17 protein-coding genes and 2 pseudogenes are annotated in these 19,318 nt (G+C 73.0%); 15 read left to right on the forward strand and 4 right to left on the reverse strand.

All coding sequences use genetic code 11. The features are described from left to right. The 4 genes and pseudogenes from BMW88_RS38005 to BMW88_RS38020 all read left to right on the forward strand — a co-directional run. A pseudogene (locus BMW88_RS38005) lies at positions 1–171 on the forward strand (IS5 family transposase); the annotation flags it as partial. Between the two features lie 194 nt (positions 172–365). Further along, entirely contained in the window at positions 366–740 is a 375-nt protein-coding gene (locus BMW88_RS38010; RefSeq protein ID WP_245778337.1) for a hypothetical protein, read from the forward strand. Beyond that, a complete protein-coding gene (locus tag BMW88_RS38015; protein ID WP_089961157.1) occupies positions 737–949 on the forward strand; it encodes a hypothetical protein in 213 nt (70 codons plus the stop codon). The genes BMW88_RS38010 and BMW88_RS38015 overlap by 4 nt, the downstream gene beginning before the upstream one ends. A 593-nt stretch (positions 950–1,542) precedes the next feature. After that, positions 1,543–1,736 (forward strand): annotated as a pseudogene (locus tag BMW88_RS38020) (carbohydrate ABC transporter permease); the annotation flags it as partial. 52 nt (positions 1,737–1,788) lie between these two features. Here BMW88_RS38020 and BMW88_RS38025 read toward each other — a convergent pair. After that, the gene (locus BMW88_RS38025; protein WP_245778338.1) at positions 1,789–3,039 is read right to left on the reverse strand and encodes a COG1470 family protein; all 1,251 of its coding nucleotides are present in this window, start codon (positions 3,037–3,039) and stop codon (positions 1,789–1,791) included. A 211-nt stretch (positions 3,040–3,250) separates the two neighbouring features. On the opposite strand from BMW88_RS38025, the gene BMW88_RS38030 reads away from it, so the two are divergent. The 4 genes from BMW88_RS38030 (at position 3,251) to BMW88_RS38045 (ending at position 9,825) form a co-directional block, all read left to right on the forward strand. Further along, positions 3,251–3,874 (forward strand): helix-turn-helix transcriptional regulator, encoded by a 624-nt coding sequence (locus BMW88_RS38030; RefSeq protein ID WP_089961164.1) that lies wholly within the window; start codon positions 3,251–3,253, stop codon positions 3,872–3,874. Between the two features lie 128 nt (positions 3,875–4,002). Continuing rightward, positions 4,003–7,029: a PD40 domain-containing protein gene (locus tag BMW88_RS38035; RefSeq protein ID WP_089961167.1), complete on the forward strand. Its 3,027-nt coding sequence runs from the start codon at positions 4,003–4,005 to the stop codon at positions 7,027–7,029. A 25-nt stretch (positions 7,030–7,054) separates the two neighbouring features. Further along, the gene (locus tag BMW88_RS38040) at positions 7,055–7,744 is read left to right on the forward strand and encodes a Pvc16 family protein (RefSeq protein ID WP_089961364.1); all 690 of its coding nucleotides are present in this window, start codon (positions 7,055–7,057) and stop codon (positions 7,742–7,744) included. Then, positions 7,741–9,825, forward strand: a complete 2,085-nt coding sequence (locus BMW88_RS38045; protein ID WP_089961170.1) for an ATP-binding protein — start codon at positions 7,741–7,743, stop codon at positions 9,823–9,825. The genes BMW88_RS38040 and BMW88_RS38045 overlap by 4 nt, the downstream gene beginning before the upstream one ends. A 117-nt stretch (positions 9,826–9,942) precedes the next feature. On the opposite strand, the gene BMW88_RS38050 is transcribed toward BMW88_RS38045, so the two are convergent. Next, positions 9,943–11,670 carry an eCIS core domain-containing protein gene (locus BMW88_RS38050; RefSeq protein ID WP_245778339.1) on the reverse strand — a complete coding sequence of 576 codons (1,728 nt, stop codon included), beginning with the start codon at positions 11,668–11,670 and terminating at the stop codon, positions 9,943–9,945. 201 nt (positions 11,671–11,871) lie between these two features. Between BMW88_RS38050 and BMW88_RS41455 the strand changes: the two genes are divergently transcribed. Continuing rightward, the gene (locus BMW88_RS41455) at positions 11,872–12,084 is read left to right on the forward strand and encodes a hypothetical protein (protein WP_143116458.1); all 213 of its coding nucleotides are present in this window, start codon (positions 11,872–11,874) and stop codon (positions 12,082–12,084) included. Positions 12,085–12,158: 74 nt separating this feature from the next. Here the strand turns inward: BMW88_RS41455 and BMW88_RS38055 are convergent, their stop codons facing one another. Beyond that, positions 12,159–13,034 carry a hypothetical protein gene (locus BMW88_RS38055; protein ID WP_089961173.1) on the reverse strand — a complete coding sequence of 292 codons (876 nt, stop codon included), beginning with the start codon at positions 13,032–13,034 and terminating at the stop codon, positions 12,159–12,161. A 266-nt stretch (positions 13,035–13,300) separates the two neighbouring features. Here BMW88_RS38055 and BMW88_RS38060 point away from each other — a divergent pair, with 266 nt between their 5' ends. From BMW88_RS38060 to BMW88_RS42540, 4 genes are read left to right on the forward strand one after another with little or no spacing between them, the layout of a single operon-like run. Continuing rightward, a complete protein-coding gene (locus tag BMW88_RS38060) occupies positions 13,301–14,824 on the forward strand; it encodes a phage tail sheath family protein (protein ID WP_089961176.1) in 1,524 nt (507 codons plus the stop codon). Between the two features lie 43 nt (positions 14,825–14,867). Beyond that, a complete protein-coding gene (locus BMW88_RS38065) occupies positions 14,868–15,308 on the forward strand; it encodes a phage tail protein (protein ID WP_089961179.1) in 441 nt (146 codons plus the stop codon). Next, a complete protein-coding gene (locus tag BMW88_RS38070; RefSeq protein WP_089961182.1) occupies positions 15,305–15,769 on the forward strand; it encodes a hypothetical protein in 465 nt (154 codons plus the stop codon). The genes BMW88_RS38065 and BMW88_RS38070 overlap by 4 nt, the downstream gene beginning before the upstream one ends. Then, complete coding sequence (locus BMW88_RS42540; protein ID WP_176947121.1) at positions 15,766–15,924, forward strand: DUF6760 family protein; 159 nt, start codon at positions 15,766–15,768, stop codon at positions 15,922–15,924. The genes BMW88_RS38070 and BMW88_RS42540 overlap by 4 nt, the downstream gene beginning before the upstream one ends. A 300-nt stretch (positions 15,925–16,224) precedes the next feature. Here BMW88_RS42540 and BMW88_RS38075 read toward each other — a convergent pair whose 3' ends face one another. Continuing rightward, positions 16,225–18,354 (reverse strand): hypothetical protein, encoded by a 2,130-nt coding sequence (locus BMW88_RS38075; protein WP_089961185.1) that lies wholly within the window; start codon positions 18,352–18,354, stop codon positions 16,225–16,227. Between the two features lie 22 nt (positions 18,355–18,376). Here BMW88_RS38075 and BMW88_RS42545 point away from each other — a divergent pair, with 22 nt between their 5' ends. Together BMW88_RS42545 and BMW88_RS38085 are read left to right on the forward strand one after the other, a co-directional pair. Next, positions 18,377–18,841, forward strand: a complete 465-nt coding sequence (locus BMW88_RS42545; protein WP_089961188.1) for a hypothetical protein — start codon at positions 18,377–18,379, stop codon at positions 18,839–18,841. A 25-nt stretch (positions 18,842–18,866) separates the two neighbouring features. Further along, complete coding sequence (locus tag BMW88_RS38085) at positions 18,867–19,307, forward strand: phage tail protein (protein ID WP_089961190.1); 441 nt, start codon at positions 18,867–18,869, stop codon at positions 19,305–19,307. Positions 19,308–19,318: the final 11 nt, after the last annotated feature.

The raw sequence follows: 19,318 nt of genomic DNA on the forward strand, positions 1-19,318 counted from the left end.
GCCGGTGGCCGCCCACCCGCCTTCGATCCGGTGACCTACAAACGCCGCAACGTCGTCGAACGCTGCTTCAACCGGCTCAAGCAGTTCCGCGCGATCGCCACCCGCTACGACAAGACCGCCTTGTCCTACCAAGCCATGATCGACCTGGCCACCCTCACCCTCTGGCTTTGAGGACGGGCCCTAGCGGACACGGGTGGCCGACCGTCCTGTCCGGAGGGCAGAACACGAGGTAAGGACAGGCAAACCGGGCCGCACGGGCTTCTCTTCCCGCGCGTGGCGTGGTGGGCTCGGAACACATCCCTGGTACGGGGCGAACCTGGGACGCCGGAATCCACGTGGTGACCGGTTCCCGCACGGAGGATGCGATGGACGTGCGGTCCGATGGCGAGACGGGTGGCCCCGGTCGCGGCTCCCCGCCGGAGCAGTTCGCCGGCGACCTGTTCCTCCAGCTCGCCCGACGCGGGTGGCTGGTCCTGGAACCCGCCCAGGCCGAGGGTGTGATCGGCGAGCTCGAGCGGACCCTGGACGAGGTGCGGTCGCGGCTGCGCAAGCTGGAACTGTCGCGCAAACTGCGCGACGCGTCCGGGGGCCACGTCGCGCCCGACGTGGACCAGCTCGTGGTCGACGCGGTGTTCGCCGGGCAGATCAACTCCGACAGCTGGGAACGGGCGCTGGTCGAACTGCCCAAGTACATCGAGGCCCTGCGGATCGCGGGGCGTAACTCCGGGCGTTCGCGGTGACCTCCCCGGGACCGGCTGCGCAGGAGCCGGCGCTGCCGGGACCGTCCGTCGCCGGGCTCGACCTGGCCACGCTCGACCTGCGCGTCGAGCTGGCGGCCGCGGGCGCCGAGCTGCACCACCACCTCCTGCGCGGCGACCGTGAGGTGGCCGACCTGCTCGGCGCCTGGATCGACGCGCTGCTGGACGAGTGGAACCGCCGCCGCGGCTGACCCGCCCCTTCGGGCAGTTCTGGCGGTGAGAACGGGAACCACCGGCCGCTCCGGCCCGTTGCCGTGCCGCCGCTGTCCCGATGGGTGACCTGATCGTCACGCGGAGAGGGGCGCGTGATGGGACGGCGAACGGGTCGGTCGCTCGGGTCGCTGTGGGTGGTGCCGGCCCTGGTGGCGACCGCGTGCGGCGGAGCGGACGGGAAGCCGCGGATCACCGTGGCGACCTTCGGGGAGTTCGGCTACGGGCCCGCTGTTCGAGGAGTACGAGCGGTTGCACCCGGAGGTCGACGTGGTCGGCCGGGTCCCCGACTTCGAGTCGCACCACAAGGGGCTGATCACCAGCCTGGCCATTGGGAGCGGCGCGGCCGACGTCGTCGAGGTGGAGGAGCAGTACGCACCGCGCGTCCGCCAGTCCGAGGACAAGGTCGCCGACCTGGGCCGGTTCGGGGCGCGCGAGCTGCGTGACCGCTGGGCGCGGTGGAAACCGCGCTGGTCGTCTCGTGGACCCAGGACTGGAACGTGGCCACCAACCAGGACACCTTCGCCACGATCACCTGCCCGGCGTGGATGCTCGCGCAGATCAAGGAGAACGGTGGAACGACTTCTTCTGGCCACTGGTGGTGCTCGACCCCAACGAGACACCGTGCAGGTGGCGCTGTCGCGCCTGGCCGGCGGCTACTACACCGACTACCCGCTCGTGCTCACCGGGTCGGTGCTGGGGACACTGCCGGTCGTAGTGCTCTTCGTGCTGCTGGCCAGGCGCATCGTGGGCGCGGTCAACGGCTGATCCGCGGCTGCCGGTCGGCGGACGACCGGCGACCGGAGTCCACCGCGGACCGTCACCCCCGCGGCATGTCCGCGAGCGCGCCGCTGACGTTGAGCAGCTGCAGGCAGTTCGGCGCCTGCCGGCCGCTGGCAGGCGTGCCCGGCCGGGCACAGGCGACGGTCGCGCTCACCGTGCTGTTCTCCGGCACGTCGATCGGCGTCACCCAGTGGTAGTCCTGGTTGCGGAAGGTCTCCAGCGCGATCGTGGTCACCGTGCGTTCGCCGAAGGCGATGGTCAGCACGCCCTCGTCACCCTGGTGGTTGGCCAGCACGAGGTCGGTGACGCGGAAGACCTTCCCCGCGGGCACGACGTAGGTGCCGGTGCCCTGGCCGCCGGTGTTGGTGCGGACTTCGATGGTGCTGGAGCTCTGCTCGCCGCCACCGGCGTCGCGCTGCCCCTGCTGCCCCTGCTGGTGCTGACCGCTCGGGGGCTGATCGCCGCCCGGTTGCTGCCCCTGCGACGGCTGGTCCTGGGCAGCGGCGGCCTGCTGCTTGCCGACCTCCACCAGTTCCTCGGCTCGGCCGTCGGTGGCCTCCCTGGCTGCGCTCTGCACCGCGGGGCGCACCAGCATGAGCCACGCCAGCAGCAGCGCCAGCAACAGTGCCAGCAGCGCCAGCAACCACTTGGGGAACACCGGGAGCTGGAGCAGTTCGCCTTCCAGCTCCTCGGCCTGCGTGGCCTCGCCGGAGGCGGGGAGCACCCCGGCGGTCGAGGTCGCGGTCAGCCGCACCGGCCAGGCCAGCGGTGAACCGAACCACAGCACCTTGCCGACGCGCGCCCGCACCGGCAGCTCCACCCGCATCCCGGGGTCCACGGCCGTGGGCTCGGCGGGCACGGTGACGCGCAGCTGGTCGTCGGACTCGGCCGCGACCAAGGCCACGTTGATCGGGGTGTTGCCGTCGTTGTGCACCTCGACGTGGAAACGCGCGCTGCGCCACGCCCGGCGGCGTTCGGGCACCAACTCGGCGCGCTGCTGGAGGAACGGCTCGACGACGACCGTGGTCTCGGAGACCACCATCGACTCGGGGCGCTCCGCCGGCAGGACGCGCACGCCCAGCGGTATTTCGCCCGCACGCACCTCCGGCGACCTCGGGGGTCGCAACAGGACGGTCACCTGCTCGGACGTGCCGGGGTACAACGAGAGCCGCGCGGGCTCGACCGAGGTCCACGGTGCGCACTCGCCCACCACCTCGAACTCGTACGCCTCGACTATGTCGCTGTCGTTGCGCACCGTCAGCTTCGTGCTCGCCTCCGAACCGGGCATGACTGCCACGGTCGGGAGACCGAATTCGGTCGTTGTGCTCACCGGTCGAACGGTAGGCAGGGCGGAACCCGTTGGGGCAGGGAGAAAAGGGCACTTCGGGGGCAAACAAGTGCACTGGTGGCCGCTGCGCCCGCCCAGGCTCGGTCCAGGTGCGCAGGATGGCGGTACGAGGATCGCCGAGGCGGTCTGGTTCTCGCCAGGGGAGGCAGTCATGACGAGGATCCCGGTCGCGGTGTACGCCGAGGACCCGGTCCTGCGCACAGGCGTGACGCACCAGTTGCGCCCGCGCCCGGAGGTCGAGGTGCTCGACCGGCAGGACCACGAGCGCGCGGCGGTGGCACTGGTCGTGGTGGACGTCGTGGACCAGGCGGCGGCATCGCTGCTGCGGCGGTTGCGGCGTTCGTCGGGCACGCGCACGGGTGTCGTGGTCGGCCGCTTCGACCAGGACGCCCTGCAGACCACGATCGACTGCGGGGTCGCGGCGGTGGTCCGCCGCGCGGAGGCGGACCAGGACCGCCTGGTGGCCACCGTGGTCGCGCTGCACAAGGGCGAGGCGGTGCTGCCGGGCGACCTGCTGGGCCGGCTGCTGGACCACGTGGGCCGGTTGCAGCGCAGCGTGCTCGACCCGAACGGGCCGACACTGTCCACTTTGACCCCTCGGGAGGCGAACATGCTGCGCCTGATCTCCGAGGGGTGCGACACCGCCGAGATCGCCACGCGGATGTCGTTCTCCGAGCGCACGGTGAAGAACGTGCTGCACGAGGTGACCACTCGCCTCCAGCTGCGCAACCGTGCCCACGCAGTGGGCTACGTGATGCGCCACGGCCTCATCTGAGCACCGCCCGGACCCCGTTGCCCCAACAGCCCACGGGTCTTCCCCGACCCTGCCCGACCGGACCTCCCCGGCGCACGCCGCTCGCGGCGACGATCGCTGGCGACAGGTCCGTGACCGGAGGTGGAACCTTGTCCAGAAGGGCGCGTACCCGCACCCTCGCCGCGCTCGCGGCGGTCGTGATGGCGTGCGGGGTGACCGTGGTGGTGCGTGACATCACCGGCGTGCCGGAAGCGGCTGCCCAGCCAGGGGATCCGGTGACCGGCCGCATCGCCTTCGCGGGCACCGAGCACCGCAGCCTCGGCCATGCGGCTGACCCGCAGCCGAACCAGCTCGGCCCGACCACGCCCCTGATGGGCGAGGGACCCGCCCACTACGACGACCACGTGTCCGCCCGCGGCGGCCTGGTGGTGTTCACCAGCCTGCGCGACGAGCCCCGGCCCCAGGTGTACCTGCGCGATGCCGGCGGTGGAGTGCGCGTGCTGACCAAGGGCCACGACGCGGCGCACCCGCAGTTGTCGCCCGACCTGCGGACCGTGGTGTTCGGCTCGCGCGGCGACCTGTGGCTGGTCGGCGTGGACGGCGGCGAACCGCGGCAGCTGACCGGCACCGGCTCCGACGAGTCGTGGCCGGCGTTCTCCCCGGACGGCACGCAGGTCGCCTTCTCCGGCGACCGCGACGGCAGCCGGGAGATCTACCGGATGCCGGTGGCGGGCGGAGCGGTCACCAGGGTGACGAACGAGCCGAACGGCGACGCCGGCGAGCCCGCGTGGAACCCGGTCGACGGCCGCATCGCCTACACGCTGTGGACAGGCGACGTGCCGCAGGTGCGCGTGCTGACCGGCACCGGCGTCGGCACCCCGCTGCTGGGCGGTGACCAGGCCGCGTGGCGCGGTCACTGGCCCGCGTGGCTGCCCGACGGTTCGCGCCTGCTGTTCCTGAGCCTGGACCAGGTCTGCAGCTGCCCGGCCGACCCGAACGCGGTGAAGGTCTACCGCGCCGACACGACTCCTGGCCTGCCGCTCACCGCGCCGCCCGACCTGTTGCTGGGCGAGAACCGGCACCTGAGTTCGCCGAGCTGGCAGGTCGACGGCTCCGGGCCGCGGCTGCTGGTCTCCCGCACCAGCGCCCCGACCTGGTTCACCGCCACCCTCCAGGACATCCGCCCCGACGGCTCCGACCCGCGTGACCTCGGCGTGACCGTGCTGCGCGAGGACCCCGAGGCGGTCAACGACCCGAACCTGCTGTTCCGGCCACGACCTGGGTTCGACCCCTGGGCGACCCGCCAGTCGTACTCGCCGGACGGGCGGCAGATCCTGCTGAGCCGGTTCGAGGACGAGGGCGACCGCCGGGTGCAGCGCCTGTGGCTGGTCGACGCGGACGGGGGCAACCCGCGCCGGGTGCCCGTCGCCGACCGGCAGCCCGCCGACTGGGAGTTCGACGCGGGCTTCTCGCCCGACGGCCGGTTCATCGCCTTCGCCCGCCGCTCTCCCGGAGGGGTGCGCCCCGACGGCGGCCAGAGCCGGATCGTCGTGGTCGACGCCGCCACGGGCGCCGTGGCCGGTGCGCTGCGACCGCCGCCGGAGGTCTCGGACGAGGAGGACACCCAGCCCGCGTGGTCGCCGGACGGGACCACGCTCGCGTTCACCCGCGGCATCGTCAGCGACGGGCCCACCGGAGAGGTCCGCGACAACCACATCTGGACCGCCCGCGCCGGGACGCTGGACCAGCAGCGCGACCTGAGCGCGCTGGTGTGCGGCAGCGACTGCCCGGTGACCGACGACAGCCCGGCGTTCAGCCCGGACGGGCGCGAACTGGTGTTCAACCGCGAGTTCGACGGCTTGCTGCGGGCGAGGCTGACCGGTCAGGGCTGCGAGGTGCTGCTCGGCGGCGGCTCGTGCGCGGCGCCGGTGACCAACCCCGCCGGCCCGTTCCAGCCGCGTGACGCCGCGTACGCGCCGGACGGCCGGATCGCGCTGACCACCCGGCGGGCGGGCGACGCCCGGTCACCGGAGGAACTGGCGGTGCTCGACCCCGGCACCAGGACCCTGAACCGGATCGCCACCCGCCTGCCCGGCAGGCAGAAGGAGCCCACGTGGCAGCAGTCGGTCGACCTCGCGGTGGCAGCGCCGCCGACGGCGTCGGTCGACGTGGACCGCACCGTCCCGATCCCGGTGACCGTGCTCAACCGCGGCCCGGCGAGCTCGCCGGGCACCGCATTGACGGTGGCCGTGCCCACCGGGCTGCGCCTGGCCGGGCTGCGCACGTCGGGCGGAACGTGCGTGGTCGAGGAGCTGCGGTGCGACCTCGGCGTGGTGGCCGCCGGCACGCCGGTCGAGGTGGTGGCCGACGTGGTGGGCGTGGTGACCGGGGTGCACCGGCTGGACTGGTCGGTGGCCGGCACGGTGCTCGACGTGCTGCCGTCGGACAACGCGGACGACACCGTGCTGACTGTCGGCGAGCCGCCCACCACCACCACACCGACCGTGCTGCCGCCGCCCCCGCCCGTTTCGCCGGCCGGCCCCGCGCTGGCAGTCACGGTGCAGCCCGACCCGTCCTACGTGGGCGGCCGGGCGGTGGTGACCTACACCGTGCGCAACGGCGGCGGTTCCCTGGCCACCGGGCTGCGGCTGGACTTCCTGCTGCCCGCGCAGGTGCCGGTCGCGGCACTGCCGCCGGGATGCGCGCCGACGAGCTGCGTGCTGCCCGACCTCGTGGTGGGTGCCACCCAGGTCGTGCAGGTGGTGCTCGCGCCCAACGCGGCGGTGCGGGCCGAGGTGCGTGGCGTGCTGCGGACCACCGGCACCGACGCGACCCCGGACGACAACACCGCGGCCGCACCGATGACGGTGCTCCATCCGAGGATCGTGGCCGTGCCGCCGATCGGCGAGCCGGGGTTCGTCACGTCGGTGCGCGGCGAGGACTTCCCGCCCGGCGTCCCGGTCCGGCTGACCTGGACGCCCGGCATCACCGCCTCCGCCGCGCCGGCGCTCCCGCGCGCGGACGGCCGGTTCACCGCGCAGCTGCTGATCCTGACCAAGGACCAGACCGGGCCCCGCACGATCACCGCGACCGGCCCCGGCTTCCGCCCCGCCACCACGCCGTTCCTGGTCGTGGCGGGGTCCATCGGGCCGCCGGACATGGTGGCGCGCAGGTGAACCCGGCGACGAGGAGGAGGTGCCCGTGATCCACGAGGTGGACGAGGCGATCCGGCGGATGCTGACCGCCGCCGGTGTGCCCGGCGGCGGGGGAGAGCTGTCGTTCGACGCGCCGACCAAGGACTGGGCCGCGCGGCGCAACGCCCCGACGGTCAACGTGTTCCTGTACGACATCCGCGAGGACGTGATGCGCCGCCACGCGGGTGGCGTCGAGAGCTACGACGACGAGGGCGTGCTGATCGGCTGGCGCGGCCCCGCGCGGTGGTTCGAGCTGGCCTACCTGGTCACGGCGTGGACCAACAGGCCGCAGGACGAGCACCGGCTGCTGTCGGAGGTGCTGGCATCTCTGGTGCGCGTGGAGCGGATGGCCGACGAGTGGCTGACCGGGACGCTGGCGGAGCTGGGCCTGGGGGTCATCCTGAACTCGGCCCAGCCGCCGGACGGGCGGGCGACCTCGGAGATGTGGTCGGCGCTGGGCGGCGAGCTGAAGCCGTCCATCGACCTGAAGGTCATCGCGCCGCTGGCGGGCGAGTGGACCAAGGCCGGGCCACCGGTCACCGAGGGCGTGGTGCTGGAGACGGCGGCGCAGTCCGGCGAGCGTTCACGCCGGTTGCGCTACGAGGGGCCGGCCACCGCCGAGGGCGACGGCTTCGCGGTGACCAGGCCCAAGCCGGTACCGGGTCCGCGGCGGCGACGCGGAGGGGCGATCCGATGACCGAGGTGAGCGACCGGGTGGTCGTCGATCCGGTGCGGGGAGCCGCGTCACCCCATGACGCGGACCTGGTGCACCTGTGGGCGCGGTTGAGCGCCGTCGAGGCGCGGGTGAGGCGTGCGGTGGCGGCGCGTCAGGCCACCGATCACGCGCCGGACGACCCGTTTCGCGGTCTGTACCTCACTGCCGAGATGGTCCAGGGGGTGCTGGAGGCGCCGCGGCAACCGCCGCTCCAGTCGACCGAGCCGGACTCCTCGGCCGCGCCAGGACTGCGGATCGCCGTGCTCGCCCGTGACTTCGGCCTGGCACCGGTCGACGTGGAGTTCCTGCTCGTGGCGCTGGCGCCGGACGTGGACGCGCGCTTCGAACGGCTCTACGGCTACCTCAACGACGACATCACGCGCCGCCGGGCGACCGTGGGGCTGGCGCTCCAGCTGTGCGGAGAACCGGCCGCCGGTCCTGGGCGGTTCCGCTTCGGCGCCACCGCGCCCCTGGTCGCCGGTGGACTGGTGGAGGTGCAGGACCCGACGGCGCCCATGCTGTCCAGGGCGCTGCGCGTGCCCGACCGGGTGGTGGCCCACCTGCTCGGGGACGACACACCCGATCCGGTGGTGACCGGACTCGCGCGGGTTGTGGCTCGCGCCGGCACCCCGGTGGCGGAACTGCCGGAACGCCTCGGCGCGGGACTGCTCGCCGGGGTCACGCCGGTGCACCTGCACGACACAGGCGGGGATGCGGGCCCGACGGCGGTCGCGGCACTGGCCGCCGCCGGCCTGGGGGCGGTGGTGCTCGACGTGGTGGCGCTGGCCGACCGGGAGCACCCGGAGCTCTCCGCGGTGATCCGCGAGGCGCGGTTGCGCGGCGCGGGCGTCGTGCTCGGCCCGCTGGAGCCGCTGGCGCCCGACCGGGTGCGGTTGCTGCGCGAGCTGGTCGCGCTCGCCGGCGACCTGCCGGTGGTCCTGCACGGCAGGCAGCACTGCGACCCGAGGTGGACCTCGCGGCCGGTGCTGTCGGTACCGGTGACCGCGCCGCCGCCTGCCGCGCGGGCCGCGTGGTGGGCTCGAGCGCTCGGCGGCGAACCCGCGTTCGCGGCGCACCTCGCGAGCTACCGGCTCGGCTCGGAGGAGATCGAGCGGGCGGTGGCGGTGGCCGGCCACCTGGCCACCGTGGAGGGCAAGCCGATCGGGCTGGGCCACGTGCGCGCCGGGGTGCGGGCGCAGAACGCCGCCGGCCTGGACCGCCTGGCCAGGCGGATCGTGCCCGGCGTCGGCTGGGACGACGTGGTGCTGCCCGACCAGACCCGGCAGCAGCTCGCCGAGCTGGTCGTGCGGGCCCGGCACCGCGAGCGCGTGCTGGGGGAGTGGCGGATGCGCCCCGGCGGCGGCCGCGGACGGGGCGTGGTCGCGTTGTTCGCGGGCGAGTCCGGCACCGGCAAGACGATGTCCGCCGAGGTCGTCGCGGCCGAGATCGGCATGGACCTGTACGTGGTGGACCTGTCCACGGTGGTGGACAAGTACGTCGGCGAGACGGAGAAGAACCTGGAGCGGATCTTCACCGAGGCCGCGGGCGTGCACGGGGTGCTGCTGTTCGACGAGGCCGACGCCGTGTTCGGCAAGCGGTCGGAGGTGCAGAGCGCGCACGACAGGTACGCCAACGTCGAGTCGGCCTACCTGTTGCAGCGCATGGAGTCCTTCGACGGCATCGCGGTGCTGACCACGAATCTGCGGTCCAACGTGGACGAGGCCTTCACCCGCCGGATCGACGTCATCGCGGACTTCCCGGTGCCCGACGCCGAGCAGCGCCTGGCACTGTGGGACCGCTGCCTCGGCCCGGCCGTGCCGCGGGCAGAGGACGTGGACCTCGCGTTCTGCGCGGAGCGCTTCGAGCTCGCGGGCGGCTCGATCCGCGCGTGCGCGGTGACCGCGGCCTACCTGGCCGCCGCCGCCGACCGCCCGGTGGCGATGGCCGACGTGATGACGTCGGTGCGCCAGGAGTACCGCAAACTCGGCCGGCTCGTCCTGGAGAGCGAGTTCGGGCGGTGGCTCGCAGTCCCGCGACCGCACAGCGGAGCCAGTTCCGCGTGAAGGGGACCACGTGGCGGTCGGGTCGAATTTCCGGTCACAGGCGAACGCGTGCGCAGTGATCACCTGGTGCGCCCGGTGTTCCCCGGCCGTCCTCCGGGACGACCGGGGATCCGCGGTTCACTGCCCGGTCTCCGAATCCGAGCCGACCTCCTCGACGTCGACGAAGCCGGGCACGCCGGACCTGAGCAGCCGGGAGTCCCAGGTGGCCGTGACGCCGGCGGCCTTCAGCCTCGCGACCACCCTCCGCGCCCTGGCCTCGACGTCCTGGTCCTTCGACGTGAACTCCGGCACGTCGGCGTTGGAGGCGTAGTTCCCGTAGAACGCCCCCGGGCGGATGTCCAGGTTGTTCGGGTAGAGCAGCGCGTAGCAGGTGGCACACGGCCGTTTCGTCCCCGCCATGACCTCCGGCAGCTTCTCCCCGAGGTGCCTGTGGATGCGGCGTTCGGCGTGCAGGCCGGGCACACCCTTGTCCGCCACTTCCACCGTCCGGATGGCCGTCAAGACCTGCCCGTAGTTCTCGAGACCGTTCTCGATCACGTCGGCGAGTTGCCTGTGGTGCCTTTCGAGCCTGCTCCCGATCGGTTCCTCGGCTTCGGGCAGGCCCCGCCTGGGCGGCCAGACCTGCTCGCGGTTCTTGTTCGCCATCGCCGCCAGCAACTCGGCCATGTCGCCGCCCACACTGCCCACCAGGCGGTGCAGGTTCTCGGCCGAGCGGCGGTCGTTGGCGGAGATGACCATCCGGCCGCCGGTGATGCCCGCCTGCACTTCGATCGGGTTGGACTTGGGCACCTTGCGTGAGAGGTCGCCGTTCTGCAGGTACACCTTGACGACGCTGGAGATCCACCTGAGCGCCTGCGTCGCCGGCTGCTCGTCGAACGTGTGCGGTGCGGCGTGCTGGCGTTGCAGGGCGCCCTCCTCGGTCCGCACCGGCAGCGTCGCCTTGAACTCCTTGCGGCCCTGCATGTCCGGCTTGTCGACGTAGACGGACCACGGCGGGTCCTGCTTGCGCAGCTCCCGGATGAGCGCGTCGATGAACCTGTTGTAGTTCTGCACCTCGCTCTCACCGGCGTGCGCCGAGGCCGGTGTCTGGCTCGCCCGTTCCGCCTGCGATGACATCGCTCCCTGCTCCAGCTTCGCGAGCTCCGCGGGGGTCATGCCGCTGAACGGGTCGTCGTCGGACAGGTCGTCCGTCATCTCGACGTCCGAGGCACGTTGGACCTCGACGCCGGTGTGCGCGTGCCCGTGCGCGTGATGTTCGATCATCGGCGCGGGCGACGGGCCGGACATGGCGCGGGTCGCGACCGCTTCGGCCTCGCGCTCGAAGCGGTCGGAGGGGTCGGAGACTTGGTAGCCGTGCCCGCTGTCGGTGCCCGCAACAGGGCCGTGACGTTGCTGGACGACGTGGGCCAACTCGTGGGCGAGTGTGTGTGGGTCGCCGTCGCTCTCGCCGATGACCACGTGACTGCCCGCTGTCAAGGCCCGTGCGTCGAACTGGTCAGCCACGTCGCGCGCGGCGTCGTCGTGCACTCGCACGTCGGAGAAGTCCGCGTCCAGCCGGCTCTCCATGTCGGCGCGGGTGTGGTCGTCGAGCGGACGTCCCGGGGCACGCAGCACCCCGTGCAACGCCGACCGCTGGATCGCCTGCCGCTGGGCCAGGAGGTCGGCCACCGCGGCGTTTCCGGCGCTGCGTTGCAGCCGGACCAGCGCGTCCGGTGACATCACCCGGGGTGGCGAGGAACCGGCCAGGGCCTCCTCGGCGCGGTGCTGGGCCGCCGCGTCGTCGTCCCGGCGCCGCGGGTGGGAACCTGGCAGTTCCTCCCGGCCATGCGCGCCGTGTGTGCGCATCGTTGCCTCCGATCACGTCACCGGGAATCCGAGTGACGACGTTCGTCCACCGGGAGCCGCAGGGGGACCTTCCGCGCAAGGCGGTCGTCGAGGGCCGCCTCGCGCTCCACCGGGTTCAGCGCCGACGGGCCGGCTTCTTGCCCTTGCCCATGGCGGTGCACTCCATCTCGTCGTCCGGCTTCTCCACCGACAGGGGGTGCCTTGTCCACGTCCATGGCCTTCGGCTCGGTCTGCCGCGTCCCGGAGGACTGCCCGATCGTGAACCGCACCCCTGGCGGCAGCGGGTGTCGTCGACGTGGTGCCGGAGACCGGCGACCGCCGGGTGCTCCAGAGGTGGAGGCCGGGGAGAGCTCCGACGAGGCGGTGCGGGACGACCCCGCTCTCGCGCACCAGGACGTGCTCGGCAACGGGTAGCCGGCCACTGCTCGTAGGTGAGTTCGGGCGCCCCGGGCCGGTTGGTTCGGGACCGGGGCGCCGGTGGTGACCGGTCACATGACCACGCAGCACTTGCAGGTAGCGGGATCCGCGCCCGCGCCCGGCTTGACGACGAAGACGTTCTTGGTCGCGATGTAGGAACGGAAGCCGTTGGGGTCGCGCGTGGTCGTCATGCCCGTGTTGGGGTCGTACATCAGGAACTGGCCCTTCGCCGTCACCACCGCGGCCTCGGCGTGCGCGTCGTTGCCGAACCAGATCAGCGTGCCCGGCGGCAGTTCGCCGGCGGCCACGTCGCTGTCCAGGCTCGCGAGGGTGACCGGGTGACCGCCCGTCGCCCCCGCAGCGTGGTCGGTCTGCGCCTGCCGCCCACCCGAGGCGCCCCACCGGCGCACCGTGTCGGAGGCCCGGATGCGCTCGGACTCCTCGAGGTCCGCGAACCGGAGACCGCCGGCCCCGTGCCCGTGCGTCAACCAGTACGTCGACATGTACCCGCAGTGCTGCTCGACCTGGACGATGTACTGCCCGGGGGGCGGCCCGGTGCCGACCCAGTAGTTGTCGTTCAGGTCGGTCCACAGACTCGGGTTGGCTCCCTTCACGTCGGCGAACGCGTAGGTCGGCTGTGCGGACTTCTGCGACGACGTCTCGCCGTTGGCCGAGGGGGCTCGCTGCACGGACAGGTCGTCGTGCCTGTGTTCCGGTGAACACGAGCCGTCGTGCTCGGCAGACCGCTGGACGGCGTGGTTGGTCCCGGTGGCGTTCTGCCGGTCGGCCACCATCCTGGCCACCGCGGCGTTGCCGATCGTGCGCTGGAGCTCGGGCAGCGCCGCCGGTGTCAGGGTGGCCATCGACACCCTTTCGCTCGGCTCGTCGACGTGCCGGATCTCTCTCGCCGGATGCTTGGCCTGCGTCTGACGTTGGTGCCTGGGCATGAAGAACTCCGTCCGAGATCGAATGACGCACGTCATCACATGCCTATCCCTGCCGCGGGCGGTGGAGAAGGCCGTCCGGGGCAGTGCTCGGGCAAGGTGGTTGCCCCCGCGTCTCCCCGCAGTGACCGAAAGGTGCGGATGTCTTTTGGGGCAACGGCTCTGCCCCCGGCGGGGGTCTGCGAGCCCTGCCTGTGAAAGCGCGACCACAGCAGGCTGGTGGAGCCAGGGCGGATCAGTGCCGGAGTGGAGAAGACAGGGGAGCGACCATGCCGCAGTACCTCTCACCGGGCGTCTACGTGGAGGAGGTCCAGTCAGGCGCGCGGCCGATCGAAGGCGTCGGCACGGCGGTGGCCGCCTTCGTCGGCTTCGCCGAGCAGGGGCCCTTCCACCGGCCGACCCTCGTGGCGAACTGGAACCAGTACGTCCAGCTGTTCGGCGGATTCGTCGAGGACGCCTACCTGCCGCACGCCGTGTACGGCTACTTCGCCAACGGCGGTGGCGCGGCGTACGTGGTGCGCGTCGGCGGTGCCCAGGCGGACGCGGACGCCGAGCCGGCCGCGCCCGCGCCGGTCGAGCTGGGCGGCCTGCACGTCTCGGCCCTGCCTGGCGCGGGCGGCGACATCGCGGTCGAGGTGGCCGACGCCGACGGCGAGAACCCGCCGGAGGACCGGTTCAAGTTGCTGGTCAAGCAGGGCGGCAAGGTCGTGGAGACCTACGACGTCTCCACGAAGAAGAACGTCAAGAACTACGTCGTGACGCAGGTGTCCGAGCGGTCCAAGCTGATCAGCGTCACCGAGCGGGCCAACGGCGCGCTGGCGCGCCCGGACAAGCAGCAGGTGGCGCTGCCGACCGCTCCCGCCCCGTCGAAGGCGGTGGCCAGGCTGGACGCCCAGGAGTACCTCGGCGACCCGGACGCGCGCACCGGCATGGGCGGGCTGGAGAGCGTCGACGAGGTCACCATGGTGGTGGCGCCGGACCTGATGAGCGCCTACAAACGCGGCCTGATCGACCTGGAGGGCGTCAAGACCGTCCAGCTGGCGATGATCTCGCACTGCGAGCAGATGGGTGACCGGGTAGCGCTGCTCGACCCGCCACCGGGGATGAACGCCCAGAAGATCCGCACCTGGCGCCTGGACGAGGCCAACTACGACTCCAAGTACGCGGTGCTGTACTACCCGTGGATCAAGGTCTTCGACCCGCTCAAGGGCCGCAACGCCCTCGTGCCGCCCGCCGGGCACATCGCGGGTGTGTGGAGCCGCAACGACAACGAGCGCGGCGTGCACAAGGCGCCCGCCAACGAGGTCATCCGCGGCGTGGTGGACCTGGAGCTCAACGTCAGCAAGAGCGAGCAGGACCTGCTCAACCCGATCGGCGTCAACTGCGTGCGCTCGTTCCCCGGCCGCGGCATCCGCGTCTGGGGCGCCCGCACGCTGTCCTCCGACCCGGCGTGGCGCTACCTCAACGTGCGCCGGCTGTTCAACTACCTGGAGGAGTCGATCCTGCTGGGCACCCAGTGGGTGGTCTTCGAGCCCAACGACGACCGCCTGTGGGCCAGCATCCGGCGCAACATCACCGGTTTCCTCACCGAGCAATGGCGCAGGGGCGCCCTGTTCGGCCGCACCCCGGCGGAAGCCTTCTACGTCAAGTGCGACCGCGAGAACAACCCGCAGGAGTCGATCGACCTCGGCCAGGTCGTGTGCGAGATCGGCGTAGCGCCGGTCAAGCCCGCCGAGTTCGTGATCTTCCAGCTGTCGCAGTTCTCCGACAGCACCAGTCTCGTCAGCGAATGAGCCGTCCCGCGCGGGCGCGTGAACCAGAAAGGCGGCACCACCCATGGCAGAGGGCGATGCTCTTTCCACCCACATCTTCGGCGTTCAGCTCGGCGGGTTCACCGTCGAGTCCCTCCAGGAGGTCAGCGGGTTGACCGTCGAGGAGGACGTCGTCGAGGTCTCCCAGGTCACCCCGACCGGCAAACCGGTGCTGCGCAAGCAGCCCGGCGCGCAGAAGGGCGGCGAGGTGACGCTCACCAGGGGCCTGGACCAGAGCGAGACGTTCACCAAGTGGCTCAAGGAAACCCTGGAGAAGGGTGCGGTCACCGCGGCTCGGCAGGACATCACCATCGAGGTCAAGGACACCGAGGGCGCCACAGTCCGCCGCATGACGCTCTACCGCGCGTGGGCCAGCAAGTGGGAGGGCCCCTCGTTCAAGGCCGGGGAGTCCAGCGCCGCCACCGAGAAGGTGACCCTCGTGTTCGAGGAGATCACGGTCGAATGAGGCGGCGGACGATCGCGCTCGACCAACTCGACGAGCTGGTCGAGCCCAGCACCGAGCCGGAGCGGTCGGCCGCGCCGAGCGCGCGCGGCGGGCTGCGCACGGAGTTCGACTTCGAACTGCCGCGGGGCTACGTGGACCCCGACGGCGTGGTGCACCGGCACGGCCGGATGCGCCTGGCCACTGCGCGCGACGAACTGCGGCCCCAGATCGACCTGCGGGTCAAGGAGAACCCCGGCTACCTCAGCGTGGTGCTGCTCAGCCAGGTCATCACGCGGCTCGGCACGGTCCGCGAGGTGCACGCCGGGGTGGTGGAACAGATGTACGCCACCGACATCGCCTTCCTCCAGGACTTCTACCGGCGGATCAACAGCGAGGGCCACACCAGGGCCGGTGTGTCCTGCCCGTCGTGCGGATCCGCGTTCGAGGTCGACCTCGCCGGTGGCCGCCTGGGGGAATCGTGACGTACGCGGCCGACCGGCTGCTCGAAGAGGTCGCGTACGTGGCCTACCACTTCCACTGGCCGCGCGAGGAGATCCTCGACCTGGCGCACCACGAGCGCCAGAGCTGGGTCCGCGAGATCGCGCGCATCAACACGAGGGTGAACGAGGGGAGGTGACCCGATGGGGTTCTGGGATCGATGGCGGCGCGGGACCCGGCCCGCGGAGGAGCCCGCGCCCGCACAGGTCACCGCTCCGGCCGCCCCGGCGTGGGACGGCGGGTGGCGTGCCCTCCCGCCACTGGGCGGGGTGGTCCAGCGCAGCAGCGTCGCGATCGGGGACGGCCTGCGGTTCCGGGATGGACTGCCCTCGTGGCAGGACCCCCGGCTCGGCGGCGAGCTGGGGCACTCGGTCAGCGTGAGCGCCCCGTCCGGCTTGATCGGCGGGGTGACCGGGCCGGAGGTGTCGGAGCGGTCGCGCTACTCGGGCGGCGGGCCGCTGCTGGTGGCCTGGCCCCGGGACACCGCCGGGTCCACGCGACCGGGGCTGCCCGGCGACGTGGCCGGGCCGAAGGACTCCGGTGTCCCGCCGGTGGTGCGGAGGAGCGTGGCGGCCGCTGTGCCGAAGCGCTCCGGCGCGGTGGGGTCCGGATCGAAGCCCTCCGCCGTTGCCGGGGCGGCGGAGGGCCCGAAGCGCTCCGGCGGCGGTGAGACCGTCGGCGCGGCGGGTGCGACGTCGTCGGGTGCTGGTGCGCCCGCCGGTGTCCCGGCGCCCTCGGGCGTGGGCGCCACCGCGGCGGTCGAGCTGCGACAGGTCCGGCCTCCGTTGACGGTCGCCAGGCCTCCGTTGCCGCCCGCCCGGCCGCTGCCCGTGGTCGGGGCCGGGTCCCCCGAGGTCGTCGCCACGGAGACGGCCGCAGCGGGGGAGCGGCCGGGAGCAGCCGCCGTCGTGCAGCGGCCCGCACCGGTGCTCGGGGAGCCGTTGACGGCGATGCCGCCGACGGCCGGTGCGGGGCCTGTGGCGGCGCGACCGGCAGGTGGTGAGCGGGTGCCCGTGGTGCGATCGGCCGTGCCACCGGCGGGCGGACCACCGGTGGTGCGGCGCAGCGCGGCGCCGAGGCCCGACGGGCCTGTTCGGTCCAAGCGGGGCACCGGGATCGGTGAGCCGCTCTCGGAACTGCCCACCACCGCGGCTGCCGCGGACAAGGCGGGGGCACGCCGGTCGGCGGCATCGCAGAGCACCGCGACGGCGGCTCCGTCCACCGGTGCGAACGCGCCGCGGTCGAGCGTTCCGTCGAGTGGTCCGTCGAGTGGTCCGTTGAGCGGTCCAGCGAGTGGTCCGTCGAACGTTCCGGCGGCTGTTTCGGCGAGTGGTCCGGCGACCGTTCCGCCGGCCGGTCTGCCGGCCAGTCCCGTGGGCGGACCGGCGGTGCGGGGCCAGGAGGTCCCGCCGGTGCAGCGGTCGGCAGACCGCGGGCCGGCGACCCCTGTGGTCCACGCGAACGTGCGGCAACCTCCGCCCCCGCTCGACGGGTCCGCGGCGCGGCGGTCTCCGTCTCGTGGCGGGGTGTCCGATAACGGGCCCGAGGTGTCCCCGGCGGGCGCGCCGGTGCGGCGCGACGGAGCCGCGCCGAGCTCACCGCCGGGTTCGGAGGTGGTGTCCCCGTTGGGGACGGACCGCCCGGTGCAGCGCGCGATCGGCGGCATGACGCCTGCGGTGGGGCGGCCCGGCCACGCGACCGCACCGGCCTCTGGCCGGTTGCCGGTGGTGCCGGTGACCCGGCTCCAGTCGTCGGGGGAGACCACTGTCCAGCGGTCGGCGTCCTCGACTCCGTCGACGCACCGCGCTCCAGAGCGGCGCGACGCGCCTGAGCGCGGTCGGGTGACGCCGCGGGGCGAGGCGTCCCGTCCGCGCGTGCTGCCGCTGATCCCCGAACGACCCCTCGCCACCAACACCGGCACGGGCCTGCCCCAGCCGGTGCGGCACGCGGCGGCGCGGCCGGTGGTCCGGCCCCAGTGGCCGGGCGCCCGGCACGAGCCCACCGGCCTGGATTCCGCGCCGGCGACGCGACGCCCGGCCGATCCGCAGGCCGGTGCTCCGGCGGGAGGTGACGTGCGGTTCTCGGCGAGTTCGGGCCAGGCGTCCCCGAGGGCGCGGTGGTTCGGCGGCCGGAACGCGGCGGCACCGGTGGTGAACGGATCGGCTGCCACGGGCCACGGACCTTCTGCGCGCGGACCGGCCGACGCGCGCCTGGCATCGCCGGCGGTCGGCCGGCGGAGGTCTTCGCGGTCCGACGCGGTGCAGCGGAGCACGGTGGGGACGAGCCGCCGGACTTCTCCGCCGACCTCGACCTCGACCTCGGCACCGACTTCGGCACCGGCACCGACGTCGATCTCGGCACCGGCACCGACGTCGATCTCGGCACCGGCACCGACGTCGATCTCGGCACTGGCAGCGACGTCGATCTCGGCACTGGCAGCGACCTCGACGCCGACCTGGGCCTCGACCTCAGCCCCAGCACCGCGCTCGGCCCCTGCACAGGCACCGGCGGCGAACGCAGCGCCGAGGCCGCAGCCGGTGCCAGCGCCGGTGAGCGCGCGGCCTGTCACCGCTCCTGCCGCGGGTTCTGCCGTGCACGTCCAGCGGCGCACCGACGCCTCGTCCCGGCGGGAGACCGGCGCGACACCGGTGGTGCGCCCGGCCCCGCCCCGGCCTCTCGACAGCGGTCAGAAGCTCCCACCGATCGCACACCCGCACCCGAACGGCGCGCCACCGGCCCTCGGCGGCGTGCGGACCCCGGCACAACCGGGTGCCAAGCAGGTCGCGGTCCAGCGGCGGGCCGCGGACGTGTCAGAGCCGCCGCACAAGCCCGCACCCCGGGCCGCCGGCCAGCTCAGGACCGCCGGCCAGCCCCGGGCCGCCGGCCAGCCCCTGACCGCCGGCCAGCCCCTGACCGGGGAACGCGCCGACGGCGGCAAGCCCTTGGACCTCGAGGAGCTGGCCCGCAGGTTGCTCGACCCGCTCGGCAGGTTGCTGCGCGCGGAACTGCGCGAGGGGCGCGAACGCACCGGCCGACTGCACGACCGCCGCCGCTAGCCGGCCGCCTGACCAAGGAGCACCCATGAGCGACAGCGACGACGTGTTCGCCAGCAGCGTCTTCTTCCGGTTGACCATCGCCGGCGACGACCTCGGCATGTTCCACACCTGCGACGGCCTCGGCGCGCAGGTGGAGGTCGAGCAGTACGCCGAGGGCGGCAACAACGGGTTCACGTGGAGCCTGCCCTCGCGCATCACCTGGTCCAACATCACCATGACCCGCCCGGTGACCGGCGACTCGGCCAAGGTCCTCAAGTGGTTCAACGAGGTCATCAGGGAGGCCGACCGCGAGGACGGCGAGATCGTCGCGCTGGCGCCCGACCTGACCCCGATCGTCAGCTGGCAGGTGATGGGCATCATCCCGGTTCGCTGGCAGGGCCCCAGTTTCGACCCGAACCAGTCCCAGGCCGCCGTGGAGACGCTGGAGTTCGCCCACGAGGGCCTCCAGGCGTCCGGCGACGACTGAGCGGGCGGAAG

Origin of the sequence: Lentzea xinjiangensis, from assembly GCF_900110955.1 — a bacterium.
GTDB lineage: Bacteria > Actinomycetota > Actinomycetes > Mycobacteriales > Pseudonocardiaceae > Lentzea > Lentzea xinjiangensis.